14 protein-coding genes are annotated in these 16,319 nt (G+C 63.5%); all 14 read right to left on the reverse strand.

Annotated features, from left to right (window positions below; translation table 11 throughout):
- Positions 1-5: 5 nt before the first annotated feature.
- A complete protein-coding gene (kdpA, locus tag EOA13_RS06505) occupies positions 6-1,709 on the reverse strand; it encodes a potassium-transporting ATPase subunit KdpA (protein WP_127290652.1) in 1,704 nt (567 codons plus the stop codon).
- Positions 1,710-1,730: 21 nt separating this feature from the next.
- Positions 1,731-1,820, reverse strand: a complete 90-nt coding sequence (locus EOA13_RS06510; protein ID WP_032808122.1) for a K(+)-transporting ATPase subunit F — start codon at positions 1,818-1,820, stop codon at positions 1,731-1,733.
- A 451-nt stretch (positions 1,821-2,271) separates the two neighbouring features.
- Positions 2,272-2,574 carry a DUF982 domain-containing protein gene (locus EOA13_RS06520; protein WP_023810142.1) on the reverse strand — a complete coding sequence of 101 codons (303 nt, stop codon included), beginning with the start codon at positions 2,572-2,574 and terminating at the stop codon, positions 2,272-2,274.
- A 257-nt stretch (positions 2,575-2,831) separates the two neighbouring features.
- A complete protein-coding gene (locus EOA13_RS06525; RefSeq protein ID WP_013529641.1) occupies positions 2,832-3,056 on the reverse strand; it encodes an alkylphosphonate utilization protein in 225 nt (74 codons plus the stop codon).
- Positions 3,057-3,219: 163 nt separating this feature from the next.
- Positions 3,220-4,032 carry an NAD(P)-dependent oxidoreductase gene (locus EOA13_RS06530; protein WP_127290656.1) on the reverse strand — a complete coding sequence of 271 codons (813 nt, stop codon included), beginning with the start codon at positions 4,030-4,032 and terminating at the stop codon, positions 3,220-3,222.
- Positions 4,033-4,035: 3 nt separating this feature from the next.
- A complete protein-coding gene (locus EOA13_RS06535) occupies positions 4,036-5,238 on the reverse strand; it encodes a pyridoxal phosphate-dependent aminotransferase (protein ID WP_127290658.1) in 1,203 nt (400 codons plus the stop codon).
- Complete coding sequence (locus EOA13_RS06540; RefSeq protein ID WP_127290660.1) at positions 5,235-6,854, reverse strand: hydantoinase B/oxoprolinase family protein; 1,620 nt, start codon at positions 6,852-6,854, stop codon at positions 5,235-5,237. The genes EOA13_RS06535 and EOA13_RS06540 overlap by 4 nt, the downstream gene beginning before the upstream one ends.
- Positions 6,851-8,944 carry a hydantoinase/oxoprolinase family protein gene (locus tag EOA13_RS06545; RefSeq protein WP_127290662.1) on the reverse strand — a complete coding sequence of 698 codons (2,094 nt, stop codon included), beginning with the start codon at positions 8,942-8,944 and terminating at the stop codon, positions 6,851-6,853. The genes EOA13_RS06540 and EOA13_RS06545 overlap by 4 nt, the downstream gene beginning before the upstream one ends.
- Entirely contained in the window at positions 8,941-10,611 is a 1,671-nt protein-coding gene (locus EOA13_RS06550; protein ID WP_127290664.1) for a thiamine pyrophosphate-binding protein, read from the reverse strand. The genes EOA13_RS06545 and EOA13_RS06550 overlap by 4 nt, the downstream gene beginning before the upstream one ends.
- 95 nt (positions 10,612-10,706) lie before the next feature.
- Complete coding sequence (locus EOA13_RS06555; RefSeq protein WP_245490312.1) at positions 10,707-12,137, reverse strand: FAD-binding oxidoreductase; 1,431 nt, start codon at positions 12,135-12,137, stop codon at positions 10,707-10,709.
- Between the two features lie 32 nt (positions 12,138-12,169).
- The gene (locus EOA13_RS06560; protein WP_127290666.1) at positions 12,170-12,934 is read right to left on the reverse strand and encodes an amino acid ABC transporter ATP-binding protein; all 765 of its coding nucleotides are present in this window, start codon (positions 12,932-12,934) and stop codon (positions 12,170-12,172) included.
- An 11-nt stretch (positions 12,935-12,945) separates the two neighbouring features.
- Complete coding sequence (locus tag EOA13_RS06565) at positions 12,946-14,025, reverse strand: amino acid ABC transporter permease (RefSeq protein ID WP_127290668.1); 1,080 nt, start codon at positions 14,023-14,025, stop codon at positions 12,946-12,948.
- A gap of 3 nt (positions 14,026-14,028) precedes the next feature.
- Positions 14,029-15,192, reverse strand: a complete 1,164-nt coding sequence (locus tag EOA13_RS06570; protein ID WP_127290670.1) for an ABC transporter permease subunit — start codon at positions 15,190-15,192, stop codon at positions 14,029-14,031.
- A gap of 82 nt (positions 15,193-15,274) precedes the next feature.
- The gene (locus EOA13_RS06575) at positions 15,275-16,309 is read right to left on the reverse strand and encodes an amino acid ABC transporter substrate-binding protein (RefSeq protein ID WP_127290672.1); all 1,035 of its coding nucleotides are present in this window, start codon (positions 16,307-16,309) and stop codon (positions 15,275-15,277) included.
- Positions 16,310-16,319: the final 10 nt, after the last annotated feature.

The raw sequence follows: 16,319 nt of genomic DNA on the forward strand, positions 1-16,319 counted from the left end.
CGGTCTCAGAAGGTCTGCCCGTGAGCCATGGCCAGGTGCTCGATGATCGGCCCGACGGCGAGCGCCGGGAAGAAGGTGAGGCCACCGACGATCAGGATGACGCCGACCAGCAGCCCGACGAACAGCGGGCCATCGGTCGGGAAGGTGCCGGCGGAAGCCGGAACCGTTTTCTTCGCCACCAGCGAGCCGGCAATGGCCAGCGCCGGGATGATGACCAGGAAGCGGCCCATCAGCATGCCGATGCCGATCGTGATGTTGTACCAGGGCGTGTTGCCGCTGAGGCCGCCAAAGGCCGAACCGTTGTTGGCCGCCGCCGAAGTGTAGGCATACAGAACCTCGGAGAAGCCGTGCGGGCCGGCATTGCCCATCGACGCCACGCCGGTCGGCAGCACGACGGCGATGGCCGTGAAGATCAGCATCGCCAGCGGCAGGCATAGTATGGCCAGCATAGCCATCTTGACCTCCTTGGCCTCGATCTTCTTGCCGAGATATTCGGGCGTGCGGCCGACCATCAGGCCGGCAACGAAGACGGCAACGACGATGTACATCAGGATGCCGTAGAGACCCGCGCCGACACCGCCGACGATGACTTCGCCAAGCTGCATGTTGATGATCGGGATCATGCCGCCGAGCGCGGTGAACGAGCCGTGCATGGCGTTCACCGCGCCGCAGGAAGCGGCCGTGGTGATGACGGCAAACAGCGCCGACAGGGCGGTGCCGAAACGCGTCTCCTTGCCCTCCATGTTGCCGCCGTCGATGCCCAGCGCATGCACCAGCGGGTTGCCGGCGGCTTCCGCCCAATAGCAGATGGCGACACCGGCGATGAACATGACGCCCATGGCCGAGAGGATCGCCCAGCCCTGGCGCTGGTTGCCGATCATGCGGCCGAAGACGTTGGTCAAGGCGGCGCCGATGGCGAAGATCGACACCATCTGGATCAGGTTGGAGATCGCGTCGGGGTTCTCGAACGGGTGCGCGGCATTGGCGTTGAAGAAACCGCCGCCATTGGTGCCGAGCATCTTGATGGCCACCTGCGAAGCGACCGGGCCGACGGCGATGGTCTGCTGCGCGCCTTCCAGCGTCGTGGCGTTGACGTAGGCGCCAAGCGTCTGCGGCATGCCGAGCCAGACATAGACCAGCGTCAGCACGATGCAGAACGGCAGAAGCAGATAGAGTGTGGAGCGGGTCATATCGACCCAGAAATTGCCGATCGACTTGCCGGAGGCCCGCGCAAAGCCGCGGATCAGCGCGATGGCGATGGCAATGCCGGTGGCTGCCGAAACGAAGTTCTGCACCGTCAGCCCGGCCATCTGCACGAGATAGGACATCGTGCTCTCGCCACCATAGTTCTGCCAGTTGGTGTTGGTCATGAAGCTGGCGGCGGTGTTGAAGGCCAGCCCTGGTTCAACCGCTGTCATGCCGGCAGGGTTGTAAGGCAGGCTGCCCTGCAGACGCTGCAGGGCATAAAGCACCAGGAAGCCGGCGAGGTTGAAGAGCAGCAGGGCCACCGCGTAGGTGGTCCAGTGCTGTTCCTCGCGTTCGCTGGTTCCGCAGATACGATAAAGCCCGCGCTCAAGCGGGCGAAGGACCGGCGAAAGCAGCGTGCGGTCGCCGTTGAAGACGCGGTGCATGTAGCCGCCGAGCGGCTTCACCAGCAATATGACGATCCCGCAGTAGACGAGGATCTGTATCCAACCGTTCAGTGTCATGGCTGTGGGCTTTCCGTGCCTTCAGAAGCGTTCTGGACGAACGAGGGCGTATGTCAGGTAGGCGAGCAGGAACAGCGTAACGCCGCCACCGAGAATATAGTCGACGATCATTTTTCAGCCTCGCTCTAGAGCGCGTCACAAGCTTTTATGTAGGCGAGACAAAAAGCGAAGAACAAAATTCCGATCCCGATAACGGCTATATCCATTGTGTTTATTCCTTTTGTTCTTTTGTGCTTTGCGGATTTGACAGGAGAGTTCGCAATATATCGAAAGTGGCCCGTCGCATCTTTGGTGACGGAACCGGTTGTGTTTTCTGAAGGGAATATGGACCCAATCGCCATAAAGGTTCGAGACAGGGCGCAGTGGAAAGAAATAGGAATGTCATAAAGATTTTTGCGCGGGCTCTTCCCAACACTCCACCCAGGGATTGTCGCCCAAGGCACACGGCCAACCACAGGATTGCGATTTCCTTGCGAGCTGCCGGAAACGGGAAAGCCCGGCTGGGGGCCAGCCGGGCTTTCTATGGTTGTGTGGCTTCAGCCGCCACGGGGAACATCAATCTTCAGGCGGCGTAGCCGCCATAACCACGCGCAACGGCGTGCACGCCCGCCACCGGCTCGAGGTCCGGCCACAGGATGCCGGCGGCTTGCGCGAATTCAAGCAACGCCCGGCGCGCCTGCTCGACGCTCACATAACCTGGAACGGCCAGATCACATGCCTTCACCGCATTTCGGTAGAGCGGGCCGCGGCGGGAGGTGGTCCAATTGGTGAGGAAATCGTGCATTTCGGCCAGCGAGGCAATCTCGCGCTTGAAGCCGAGGCCGACCGACAGTGCGACCGGTGAATGAAACAGCTTGTCGTGCATGAAGCGGGCTCCTGGTTTTTTCGCGCGCTTGGAGAGATATCCGGGCGGGTCCGCGAACGGGACGCCGTGAAACGCGCGGAGCGGCAGGAGGTTCCAGACTTAGGTCTTGGCGGTTTTTTTGTGCCTGGTCGGCGAAATCATCAATTTTACAGCGCAACTGTCGGGTGCCGAACGCTCACGGCTCCGCGACCCACTTGGCGACGGCAGGCTTTCCGGAATCCCGAAGGAGCCATCGAGATCGCTTGCCGCCTTGAGGCTTACGCCTTCTTCACGAACTCCGTCTTGAGCACCAGGCCTTTCACTTGCTTGGTGTTGCATTCGATCTCGCCGGGATTGCCGTTCAGCCGGATGGCCTTCACCAACGTGCCGCGCTTGATCGTCTCGGAAGTGCCTTTGACTTTGAGGTCTTTGATCAGCGTGACGGAATCGCCGTCATTCAATTGAGCGCCATTGCTGTCGCGCACGATTACATCGTTCGGCATGCCATCTCCTGTGATTTGGATCCCACTACCAGATCAGGTGAGAATCCCAAAACCGATGACGACCGCCGACAACCTGCTCGATCTCCGCCACCATGCGTGAATCCATCGCCTGCCGCATCTCGGCTTCCGGTCTGCGCCATCTAGCGGATTGGTATTTCGATAGCTACGCCGGCTCGTCATCCGGATGGCCAAGCTCGCAGAACCACCCGCCCAGATACTTCACCGATGGCGCCTTGGGATCCGGAATTTGCGTCTTCGCCTCGACCGCTGCGCGGAACGGCTCGGCACTATCCTGCGGAGAAAACCCCAGATGGTTGGCGCCGCTGTTGTCGACCGTTTTCACCTTGTTGTCGGAAAGGCCGAAGGAGATCGTATGGCCGACGCGCGGCGCGGTGAGAGCTGCCTCGACCAGACGCACACAGTCGGCGAAGGAGAGGTATGACCATAGCATGCGACGGTCCGCCGGTTCGGGGAAGGACGAAAAGATGCGCAGGCACGCCGTCTCGATGCCGAACTTGTCCCAGTAAAGCCGGCTCAGGCTCTCGACGAAGTTCTTCGACACGCCATAGAGGCTGTCGGGACGGACCGGCGCGTCGACGCCGATATGCGCCTCGACCTCGTGATAGCCGACGGCATGTACGGAGGAGGCATAGATGACTCGTTTCACGCCGTGTTTCCGGGCGCCCTCGTAGATGTGATAAGAGCCGCGGATGCTGGAATCCAGGATAGTTTGCCATTCGCATTCGAGTGGTGCGCCGCCGAAATGCACGATCGCGTCGCAATCCTTGGTGGCGGCAATCGTCGCCTCCATATCGGCGAGGTCGAAGACCGCTTCTTCCTCGTGTGGAGCAAGATCGCCGAACGGTTCGCGGCCTGCCAGGCGGATCGTTTTTGCCAGCGGCACCAGCCCCTTTCGCAGTTCCGAACCGAGGCGGCCGGCCGCGCCGGTGATCAGGATGCGTTCGTAATGCGGCATGATCTACTCCACTTGCGCGACGGCGGCGTTGATGCGCGCGATCGCTTCGGTCAGCACCTCTTCGCCGGTCGCGGTCGAGATGCGGAAATAGGGTGAAAGTCCATAGGCGGCGCCCGGCACCGAGGCCACGCGCCCTTCGTTCAGGAGATAATTCGCCACTGCCGTGTCGTCCTCGAGCACGACGCCTTTTGGGGTCCTGCGGCCGATCAGGCTGGCGCAGCCGATATAGGCATAGAAGGCGCCTTCCGGTGGCGAAAGCGTAAGACCGTTGATTCGCCTGATGCCGTCGACGACAAGATCGCGGCGCGCCTCGAACGCCTGCCGAAAGCGTGCCACCTCGTCCTGGGGGCCGTTGAGCGCGGCCACCGTCGCCGCTTGCGCGATCGAGCAGACGGACGTGCAGGACTGGCTCTGGATGGTCGCCATCGCCCTGGTGAGCGGCGCCGGCCCGGCGGCATAGCCGACACGCCACCCGGTCATCGCATAGGATTTGGAGACGCCGTTGACGATCAGGGTGCGGTCCCTGAGTTCCGGGCAAGCCTTGCCGAAGGAGACGAAGTCGCGTCCGTCGAACAGGATGTGCTCGTAAATCTCGTCGGAAAGCACCAGCACCTGCGGATGCCTTGCCAAAACCGCTCCGAGTGCCCGCAGGTCCGATTGCGAATATATGGCGCCGGAGGGGTTGCCGGGCATGTTGAGGAACAGCCATTTCGTCCTTGGCGTGATGGCTTTTTCGAGCAGCTCCGGCGTCAGCCGGAAGCCCAAAGTTTCCGGGCACTCGATAACGACAGGCGTGCCGCCGAGCAGCTTCACCATCTCGGGATAGGAGACGAAGTAGGGCGCCGGCAGGATCGCTTCGTCACCAGACTCCAGCGTCGCCATCAGCGCGTTGAAGATGATCTGCTTGGCGCCATTGGCCACGACGACGTCGTCCGCCGTGTAGTCCAGTCCGTTTTCGCGGCGGAACTTGCCGGCCACGGCTTCGCGCACCTCGGCCGTGCCGGCGGCACCCGTGTATAGCGTCTGGCCGGCCTTCGCGGCGAAATGCGCCGCTTCGATGATGTGGCTCGGTGTCGGGAAATCCGGCTCGCCCAAGCCAAGATCGATCACGTCGACGCCCTTGGCGCGCAGGGCCTTGGCTGCTTGCGAAGCAGCCATGGACGCCGAAGGCTTCACCGCAGACAGGCGCGAGGCAATGTAGCTCATTTGCCGTTCTCCGAAATGTATTCCTTGGAGCGGTCGTTCGCCCGCGCCTCGGTGCTGCGCTTGGACGGATCGCCATAGCCGCCACCGCCCGGCAATTGGAGGATCAGCCGACGGCCGGCCGGAACATGCTGCCAGCCTTTGGGTCGCATCTGCGTGCCATCGTCCAGCCTGACCACGCCGGCCACTCCAGGCCCGCCGCCGTTGCGCCCGTGGGCGGGATGATTGACGCGGTCGAACATGGCCGAAAAGTCGAATTCATGGCCCTCGATCGCCTCGATTTCGATAACCTGCCCGAGCCCGCCGCGGAACTCGCCGTCGCCGCCGGAATCGGGCCGCAGCTCCTTGCGCCAGATGACGATCGGGCCGGTGTGCTCCGTTGCCTCGATCGGCATCGTATGGACGCCGGAGGGGAAGGCCGTCGCCGACAATCCGTCGAGACCGGGGCGCGCGCCCATGCCGCCGGAATTGAACATCAGCACCTCGGCGCGGCGGCCCGAACCGCCGGAGACCGGCCGAACCGAGATATGGATGTTCCACAGTGCGCCGGCGCCCTCGGCAAGGATCTTGCCGGGCATCGCCTTGGCAATCGCGCCGAGCACCAGATCGGGAACCATGTGGCCGAAGATGTGCCTGAGCGCCACCGGCGCCGGCCGCACGGCGTTCAGGATGTTGACCGGAGACGACACGGTGAAGAAGGCGAGCGACGCGGCATTGTTAGGAATATCGGGCGCCACCACGCATTTCAACGCGTAGCAGGCATAGGCCTTGCTGTAGATGATCGGGCAGTTGATGCCCCATCGGCTCATCGGGTCGGTACCGGTAAAATCGACCTCGACGCCGGCGTCCCGAACCGTGACGGTCGCCGCGAGCTTCACCGGCTTGTCGTAGCCGTCGGTCACCAGCGCGTTCGACCAGCTGCCTTTGGGCATCGCCTTGATGCGTTCGACCATGGCGTCGCGTGTGCGCGAGAAGATGAACTCGCCAAGCCCGTCCAGCGATGCCAGGCCGATCTCCTTCATCATGTCGATGAGGCGTCGGTGGCCGACTTCGTTGCAGGCGGCGAGCGAATAGAAATCGCCGACGACCTGGTTCGGCTCGCGGACGTTGGCGCGCAGGATCCTGACGAGATCGAAATTGACCTTGCCCTTCTCCGCGAACTTCATGATCGGGATCTGGATGCCTTCCTCGTAGACCGACTTGCCGTCAGCGCCGAAGCCGCGCCCACCGACATCGACCACATGCGCCGTGCAGGCGAAGAACGCAACCAATTCGCCGTTCAGGAACGACGGCGACACCATGGTGATGTCGTGCAGGTGGCCCGTGCCCAACCAGGGGTCATTGGTGACGTAGGTGTCGCCCTCGAACATGGTTTCGCGCGGGATTTCGTTCATGAAATGCAGCACCGCCTCGGCCATGGTGTTGACATGGCCGGGCGTTCCCGTCACCGCCTGTGCCAGCATCTGGCCGCGGGGATCGAACACGCCCGCCGACAGGTCGCCGGATTCGCGCACCGATGTCGAGAAAGCCGTGCGCAGCAAGGTGAGGGCCTGCTCCTCGACCACCGAGATCAACCGGTTCCACATGACCTGCATGCGGATTTCACTGATGTCGCTCATGCCTGGCTGCCTTTGCGGATCAGAAGGATCGCGCCGTCGCTCTGGATGACGGCGTCGAAGCTCGTGGTGACGACGGTGGACGTCTCGCGTTCGACGATGATGACCGGGCCGGCCACCCGATCGCCGGTGCACAGCCCCTCCCGTTCGACGATGCCATAGGTCCGTGGCGCACCGCTGGCCGGATCGAACACCGCGCGGCTTGTTGCCGGCTGAGTGGTCCGCTTGCCGGTGATCAGCTCGTGCCTGGCGACAGCAGGCCGGACATCCGTCGCCTTCACGGACCAGGTGACGATCTCGATCTCCAGGCCGCCAAGTCCTTCGATGGCGCGGCCGAAGAAGCGTTGGTAATTCGCCTGGAACAAATCCTCGAGCGTGGTTGCGGCATCGTTGCCGAACGGCTTGTCCGGCAGCGGCACGGGGATTTCCCAGCCCTGGCCGGCGTAGCGCATGAAGGCGGTGATTTCGCATGTGATCGTACCGTTGGCCCCTGCCCGCACGAAGCTTTCGGCTGACACTTTGAGGTCGTCGAGCAAAGCATTGGCCTCGGCCGGCTTGAACTGCGACAGCCGCGTCAGCCGGGATGCCAGGGCTTCGTAGCCGAACGGAGCCTTGAGGAAGCCGATCGCCGATCCGACGCCCGCGCCCTTGGGGACGATGCACTGGTCGATGCCGAGTTTCTCGCAAAGCCTTGCGGCGTGAAGCGGGGCCGCGCCACCGAAGGCGATCATCACGTTGTCGGAAATGTTTTTGCCGTTTTCGACGGCATGGACGCGGGCGGCATTGGCCATGTTCTCGTCCACCACCTCGCAGATGCCGAAGGCCGTCGCCATGGCATCGAGCGACAGGCGTTCGCCGACATCGCGCAGGATCGCCTGTTCGGATGCGGACGTGTCCAGCCTGATGGCGCCGCCGGCGAAATTGTCGGGATCGAGCTTGCCGAGCACCAGGTCGGCATCTGTGATGGCCGGGCGCCTGCCGCCGCGGCCGTAGGAGGCCGGGCCAGGTTCCGATCCGGCACTTTCGGGACCGGTCTGGATGCGGCCCATGGCGTCGACCCAGGCGATCGAGCCGCCGCCGGCGCCGATCTCGATCATCTCGATCACGGGAATGGAGATCGGCATGCCGGAACCTTTGCAGAAGCGATAGGTACGCGCCACTTCGAAGGTTCTGGCGGTGCGCGGCGCATAATCCTCGATCAGGCAGATCTTTGCAGTGGTGCCGCCCATGTCATAGGAGACGACCTTTTCCAGGCCGAATCGCCTAGCGATGTCGGCGGCGAAGATGGCGCCGCCGGCCGGGCCGGACTCCACGAGGCGCACGGGAAATTCCGAGGCCGTCTCCACCGAGATCAGACCGCCGCCCGAATGGATCATGAAGACCGGGCACTCGGCGCCCATCTCCTTCAAGCGGGTCTGGAAACGCGCGAGATAGTCCGCCATCTGCGGCCGCACATAGGCGTTGGCGCAGACCGTGTTGAAGCGTTCGAACTCGCGCATCTGCGGCGAGACTTCGGCGCTGATCGAAATCGGGATGGTAAGCTTGCGGGACAGGATAGCGCGTGCCCGGCGCTCATGATCAGGGTTGGTGTAGGCGTGGATGAAGCCGATCGCCACGGAGCCGAAGCCGCCGGCCGCGATCCGGTCGGCAATGCCTTCCAGGGCGGCTTCGTCGAGCGGCTGAAGCTCCTGGCCTTCCGCGCCGATCCGGCCCTTTACCGTGAAACGGTGCTCGCGCGGGATTAGCGGCGCCGGCAGCTGCAGGTCGAGGTCATACTGCTCGAAGCGGTTTTCCGTGCGCATCTCGATGACATCGCGGAACCCTTCGGTGGTGACCAGCGCGGTCTTGGCGCCACGGCGTTCGATGAGCGCATTCGTCGCCAGCGTCGTGCCGTGGATGATGATGCCGATCTCGGCAAGCGCGATACCGGCATCGCGCGTGACGACGGCAATGCCGTCCAGGATCGCCTGCTCGGGCGCCGCATAATTGGTCAACACCTTGGTGGAGAAGATCGTTCCCCTGAGGTCGAGCGCGACGTCGGTGAACGTGCCGCCTATGTCCGCGCCGAGACGGATGTCGTCTTTGGAGGTCATGCCTTGGCCTTCTGGGAAGCGAGCGCGGCGTCACGCATCTGGGAAAGGGTCTGTCGGGGCGTCAGCGCTTCGGGAGATATGGCGATGTCGAGGACCGCTCCCGTCACGGATCCGAGCGCCCGATCGAACGCCGCCGCGAAATCGCGCGTCGCCTCGATCCGCTCGGCATGGAAGCCATAGGCCTTTGCCAGTGTCACGAAATCAGGGTTTTCGAGCGACGTGCCCGAAACGCGCGCCGGATAGTGGCGCTCCTGATGGGCGCGGATCGTGCCGTAGATGCCGTTGTTGAGGATAAGCACGATCGGCTGCGCGCCAGCCTGCATGGCGGTTCCGAGTTCTTGGCAATTCATCTGGAAGTCGCCGTCGCCGGCAAAGCAGACGACCGTGCGTTCTGGAAACGCAACCTTGGCGGCAATTGCCGCCGGCAGGCCGTAGCCCATGGCGCCAGACTGCGGGGCGAGCAGCCGTGCGTCCGGCCCGAACTTGAAGAACTTGTTCGGCCAGACGGTGAAATTGCCGGCGCCGTTGGTGAGAATGACGTCGGCAGGCAGATTTTCGCGCAGCCAGGCGCTGACCTCCACCATGTCCACCGGGCCGGGCTGGACGGGCGCGCCGAATGTCCCTTCATAGGCTTTGCGGGCCGTCGCGCGCCAGTCCGCCCAGCCGCCTTTGACGGGCGTCAACGCCCGGGCAAAAGCGTTCGGCCCGGCATGGATACCGATGGCCGGCACATAGATCTTGCCGATCTCGCGATCGGAGCCATGGACATGGATCAGTTTCTGGCGCGGCAACGGCACGGACAGCAGCGTATAGCCGTCCGTGGTCATCTCGCCGAAACGCACATTGACGGCCAGGATCACGTCGGCGTCGCGGAGCAGGCCTTTGACATGCGCCACCATGCCGACGCCGGCCTCGCCGACAAAGACCGGCGAATGGTTGTCGAACTGGTCCTGATAGCGAAAGGCCGCCACGACAGGGATGTCGGAAACCTCTGCGAAAGCCTGTAGCGCCGCGCGTCCGTCCACGGTCCAGTTGGCGCCGCCCATGAGCAGGACCGGCCTCTCGGCCTTGGCCAGCAGCCTGAAGGCCGAAGCGATCGCTTCCGGCGCCGGCGCCGGCTCGAAAATGGCCACCGGTGCGCTGAGCGGAGCCGCTTCGGTCATGGTGGTCAGCATGTCCTCGGGCAGCGCGACCACGACGGGACCAGGTCGTCCGGTCAATGCGGTCGTCCATGCCCGCGCCACAATCTCGGGCAGGCGCGCGACATCGTCGATCTCGACCGCCCATTTGGCGACCGTGCCGAACACCGCCCGGTAGTCGATTTCCTGAAACGCTTCGCGGCCCTTCATGTCGGTGCCGACCTGGCCGACGAACAGGATCATCGGCGAACTGTCCTGCATGGCCGTGTGAACGCCGATGCTGGCGTTGGTGGCGCCTGGGCCGCGCGTCACGAAACAGATGCCTGGCGAGCCGGTAAGCTTGCCGTAGGCCGAGGCCATGAACGCCGCGCCGCCTTCATTGCGGCAAAGCGTGTAGTCCAGCTTTCCCTGCGTGTCGTGCAGCGCGTCCAGGACGGCCAGATAACTTTCTCCGGGCACGCCGAAGCTCCTGGTCGCGCCAAGCCCGATCAGGCACTCGACGAGAAGGCGGCCGCCATTGCGGATCATGCTTCGACATCCTCACTTTGGCGGCAGGTCGATCGAGCCTGCCTTCGGTTCATAGGTGCACGCAGGCGGTTCGGGGCGAAATCAAGAAATGCCGTCTATTCGAAAGTTTTTCTTTGCCGAGCAGCGTGCACCAGCACACCCGGATTCATCGTTCCCCGTGGATCGAATGCATCCTTGAGCCGCGCCATGAGTTCGCGCTCCAACGGACTGCGGTTTCGGTCGGCCGTGGCGACCTTGGCGCGGCCAAGTCCATGCTCGGCCGCGAAACTGCCGCCCATTTCCGTGGCGAGCGACGATAGCGCCTCGGCGAACCGCTCGGCCTTGCCGTCAAAGCCGGCGCGGCCTTCCGGCGGCGACAGATTGTAGTGGATGTTGCCGTCGCCGAGATGCCCGAATGGGTTTATCCGCACGCCGGGAAGAATGTCGTCGCAGATCTCTGCGCCGGCCTCGACGAAACGGGCGATAGCGCCCGGAGGCACCGAGATGTCGTGCTTCAGCTGCTCGCCTTCCAGCCTCTGTCCTTCCGGCTGCTCCTCTCGCAGCCGCCAGAATTGTGCGCGATGCGCGCCCGTCGCCGCCAATGCTCCGTCCAGCACCAGGCCTTGCTCCATCCCCCACTCCAGCGCCGAAGCCAGTACCTCGTCGAGTGGAACGCGGGGGGCGGCCGATGCCAGTTCGACCAGCACATAGACCTCGCCGCGTGCCTCCAACTGGTAGGCGAGGTCGGGCAGGTGTTTGAGGGCCAGTCCCAGCCCGATGTCGGAGAAGAACTCGAGGCCGGTCAGGAATTCCCCCGCCTCGCCCCGCAGAAAGGTGCCAAACGAAACCGCGGCAGCGAAACCGGGCATGACGACAAGCGCGCTCGCCTGCCGCCGCGGCATCGGGTAGAGCCGCAGGATCGCGCGCGTCACGATGCCAAGCGTTCCTTCCGCGCCGCAATAGAGCTTGCGCAACTGGTAGCCTGCATTGTCCTTCTGCACCGCGCGCAGCCCGTTCCATATCGCCCCGTCAGGGGTCACGACCTCCAGGCCAAGCACGAGGTCTTGCATCATGCCATACCGGAATGCCTGGCTGCCGCCGGCATTGGTGCCGACCAGGCCGCCGATCCTAGCGCTGCCTTCCGCGCCGAGATGCATCGGAAACATCAGGCCGTGCGGTTCCAGCGCCTCGTGCAACGCGGCAAGCACGGCCCCCGCCTCGATGAGGATCGAGCCGCTGTCCAAGTCCGGTTTGCCGATCGCCGTCATGCGCGAAAGCGAAACGATCACCGCATCCGGCCGATCGGCGACGGCGCCGCCGCAAAGCCCGGTGTTGCCGCCTTGCGGCACGACCGCCAGTCCGGCCGCGTGGCATGCCTTTACGACACTGGCCACTTCGGAGGTGTCCGCAGGCCTGGCCACGCCCAGAGCCGCGACGCCGTAGCGATCGAGCCAATCGCGCTGATAGGGCCTGGCATCGCTGCCCGAAAGCCAGCCTTTCGGTCCGAGTATCTCGCGCAAGGCGGTGACGGGATCAGTCACGGACATGGCTGCGGCCTGACACGGGATCGTTGCATCGATCAGTGACCAAGCACTTGCGACAGGAACTGCCGCGTGCGCTCGTTGCGGGAGGAGGTGAAGAATTCATCGGGAGGCGCCTGTTCGACGATCTCGCCTCCATCCATGAAAATCACCCGGTCGGCAACCCGGCGCGCAAAACCCATCTCATGCGTGACGCAGATCATTGTCATGCCTTCGGAGGCGAGCGTGACTATGACGTCGAGCACTTCCGCGATCATTTCCGGGTCGAGCGCAGAGGTCGGCTCATCGAACAGCATGATCTCGGGCTGCATGCAAAGGGCACGCGCTATCGCGACCCGCTGTTGCTGGCCGCCGGACAACTGAGCGGGATACTTCATCGCCTGTTCGGGAATGCGTACCTTCTCCAGATAGCGCCGGGCGGTCGCCTCGGCATCCGCGCGCGGCACCTTGCGCACGATCATGGGCGCGAGCATGCAGTTCTCCAGCACCGTCATGTGTGGAAACAGGTTGAAGTGCTGGAACACCATGCCGACTTCCCGCCTGATCCCGTCGATGTTGCCGACATCGTCGTTGAGCTCGGTGCCGAGCACGGTGATCCGGCCGCCATTGTGCTGCTCCAGACGGTTGATGCAGCGGATCATGGTGGACTTGCCGGAGCCGGACGGGCCGCAGACGACGATCCTCTCGCCGCGATCCACGGACAAGCTCACCTTTCGCAGCGCCTGGAATGTCCCGTAATATTTGTCGAGATTTTCGATCAGCACCGCGGGGCCGCTGGATCGGGGCGAGCTTCCTGAAATCACGTAAACGCCCCCTATCGTTCGCCGACCGACATACGGCGCTCGAGAAAAGCGCCATAGCGGGACAGGCTGAACACGAAGATGAAGTAGATGAAGGCGATGAAGGCATAGACCTCGACATAGGCGAAGCGCCACTCGCCGGTACCGTAGGCGGCATTGCCGGAGGCCAGGATCTCGAAGAAGCCGACGATGATCACCAGCGAGGTTTCCTTGAACGAGATCACGAACTGGTTGATCGTCGCCGGCAGCGCATTGCGCATGGCCTGCGGTAGAAGAATGCGGCCGACGCGCTGCCAATAGCGCATGCCAAGCGCCATGGCTGCCTCTTCTTGCCCACTGGGAACGCCCTGCATCCCACCTCTGACGATCTCCGCCTGGTAGGCGGAAAAAAACAGGGCCGAGCCCAGGATCACCCGGTACAGCTTGTCGCCCACCAGCCATTGCGGCAGTGCGAACGGCAGCACGATGGCGAAGGTGAACAGGATCGAGATCAGAGGCAATGAGCGCACCCCGTCGATGATGAGGCCGGTGGTGCGGGAAATCCATGGCAGGCCGGAGCGGCGCAGCAGCGCCAGGCAGATCGCCAGCGGGAAGCCGATCAGGCAGGTGGTCACGAAGATGAACAGGGTAAGCGCCAGTCCGCCCCAGGCCTCCTCGCCGACATAGGGCAGACCAAGCACGCCGCCCTTCATCATCACGTAGAAAAGCGCCGTTCCGGCTCCCCATACGAGTGCGATGCGGCGACCCGTCCAGAAGGCCGGAATGCAACTTAGCACCGTCATGACCACGACGGTCAGGCAAGCCAGGGCCGACCGCCACTGCTCGTCATAGGGATAGAGGCCGAACAGGATGATGCGCCATCGCGCGGCAATGACCGACCAGCAGGCTCCCGCCGCCGCCTGACAGGCTTCGGGTCCGCCGCTCGTCGTGAAGACGGCCGAGAAAACCGCCCAATTCAGGAGCTTCCACGCCAGGAAGACCATGATCGCCAGGGAAGCCAGCGACAGCAATGACTGCAGGGGTGTCGCAAAGAAGCGCCGCCTCAGATCCTCGATCTTTCCAATGGCAGGAGGGGCGATAACGACCATTTCCATCCCTCACCCCCTCAACTGGTTGCCCTTGAGGGCGATTGCTTTGTTGATGCGGTTGAAGATGGCGGCGAGGCTGAGGTTGATGGCGAGGAAGCCAGCCATCAGGATGCCGATCGCTTCGATTGTCTGGCCGGAATGGTTGATCGTCAGCGCCACGATCATGAAGAAATCCGTGAAGCCCACCGCGATGCCCATTGTGGTCGCCTTCATCAGCCAGACATACTGGTTGGCGAGGATTGGCAGCATGGCGCGTAGTGCCAGCGGCAGCCGCACCAGCATGAAGACCCGCCACGGGCCGAGGCCCAGGGAAAGAGCCGCCTCGACCTGGCCCTTGCCGACAGCCTTGAACCCGCCGCGCACGATCTCGGCGATGTAGGAGCCGCCATAGATGGCGATCGCGATGGCCAGTGTCGCAAACTCCGGCGGAATGCGCAGGCCGCCTCTCAGATTGAGACCTTGCAGCGCCGGGAAATCGAGCAGCGGCAAGTCGGCCAGGCGGCCGGCCACCAGAACGACGGCCGCGCAGGCAAGTGCCGCCGCCGCGCCGGCAAGCTGGATGCCGCCACGTTGGCCGACCGGCAGGCTGAGGCGCGATGTCCTGCCCAGCCAGATCGGCAGCGCGATGGCGGCAATCACAGCCAATGTCGCCGCAGCGAGCGCGGCGCTGCTGACATTGGGGAACGGAATGTAAAGCCCCCGGCTGGTGAGGAGAAAGCCCCATCCCTCATGCGCGGCGCGCGGCGTCGGCAGATGGGTGATGACGGCATACCAGAAAAAAACCTGGAGGATCAGCGGGATGTTTCGGAAGATGTCCACATAGGTGCGGCCGAGCAGCCGGGCCAATTCGTTCGAGGATGTCCGCGCCAGGCCGACGATCGTTCCCACGATCGTCGCCAGCGTCAGGCCGACGGTTCCCAGAAACAGCGTATTGATGATCCCGATGAGGAAGTACCACCAATAAGGATCGTTCGCCGTGGCGGGCAGCAGCGAGAAGTTCAGGTCCCAGCCCGTCGACTTGAACAGGAAGTCGAATCCGGAGGTGATCCCCTGCGCCGCCAGGTTCTGTCTGGCGATCGCAATGCCGGCAAGCACCATCGCGGCGATCGAGCCGACATACAGGACCTGCAACAGTGCGTTGCGGACTTTTTGATTTCTCAGCAGGCTGACCATTCAGAAATCCTTCCCGAATTGCCGCGCGGTCCCGCCCGGTGTGAGCCGGGCGGGACCTAGAGCGGGATGCGTTCAGAACGGATCAATCGACAACCAGCGGGAACAGGACACCGCCATTGTTCCACAAATTGGTCAGTTCGCGATCCATCTTGTAGGGCGAGTCCTTGCCGAGATCGCGATCGAAGATTTCGCCGTAGTTGCCGACGTTCTTGATCACCTTGTAGGCCCAGTCGTCGGAGAGCCCGAGACCTTTGCCCATGCCTGGCGTGACGCCGAGGAATTTGGCGACCTGCGGTGAGGTCGGCTTGGCCTTTATCTCGTCGACGTTCTTCGAGGTAATACCTTCCTGCTCGGCAAAGATCAGCGTGCTCAGCGTCCAGTTGGCGATGTCGACCCAGTTGTCGTCGCCTTGCCGCATGATCATGACTTCAGGCTCGACGGCGAGCACGTCGGGCAGGATGACGTGGTCGTCGACCTTGCTCTTGGCGATGCGCGCAATGGCCAGTGTCGGACCCCACTGCGCATAAAGATCGCAGCGTCCCGAGAAATAGGCCTGCTCGAGCTCCTCGGTCTTCTCGATGAGCACCGGTTCGAGCTTGATGCCGAGCTTGGCCGTATAGGCAGCGACCTGCTGTTCCTGCGAGGTGCCGGCGGGAATGCAGATCGTGCCGCCTGCGGCATCCTTGAGCGACTTGAGGTTCAGCTCCTTGTGCGCCATCACCTTGGTGGTCCCGAGATAGTAGGACATGGAGAACTGCAGCCCAAGTTCGGTGTCGCGGCTGAGCGTGCCGCCCGAGGCCTTGATGATGATGTCGACATCGCCGGACTGCAAGGCCGGCCAGCGCTGGGCCCAGCTGATCGGAACGACCTTCAGCTTCGCCGGGTCGCCGAACACGGCCGCGGCTACCGCCTTGCAGAGGTCGATGTCCATGCCTTTCCAGTTGCCCTTGTCGTCCACCTCGGCGAAGCCGAGATAGGAGCCGTCATGGCCGGTGCAGTTCAGCATGCCGCGTGCCTTGACTGTTTCGAGCGTCTTGCCGCCGGCGGCTTCCGCCGGCGCCGCAAAATGCACGAGGCCAAGGGCCAGGGCCGAAGCCCCCCATTTCGTCATTTTCATGTTCCGTCTC

Source organism: Mesorhizobium sp. M7A.F.Ca.US.011.01.1.1 (assembly GCF_003998295.1).
Lineage (GTDB): Bacteria > Pseudomonadota > Alphaproteobacteria > Rhizobiales > Rhizobiaceae > Mesorhizobium.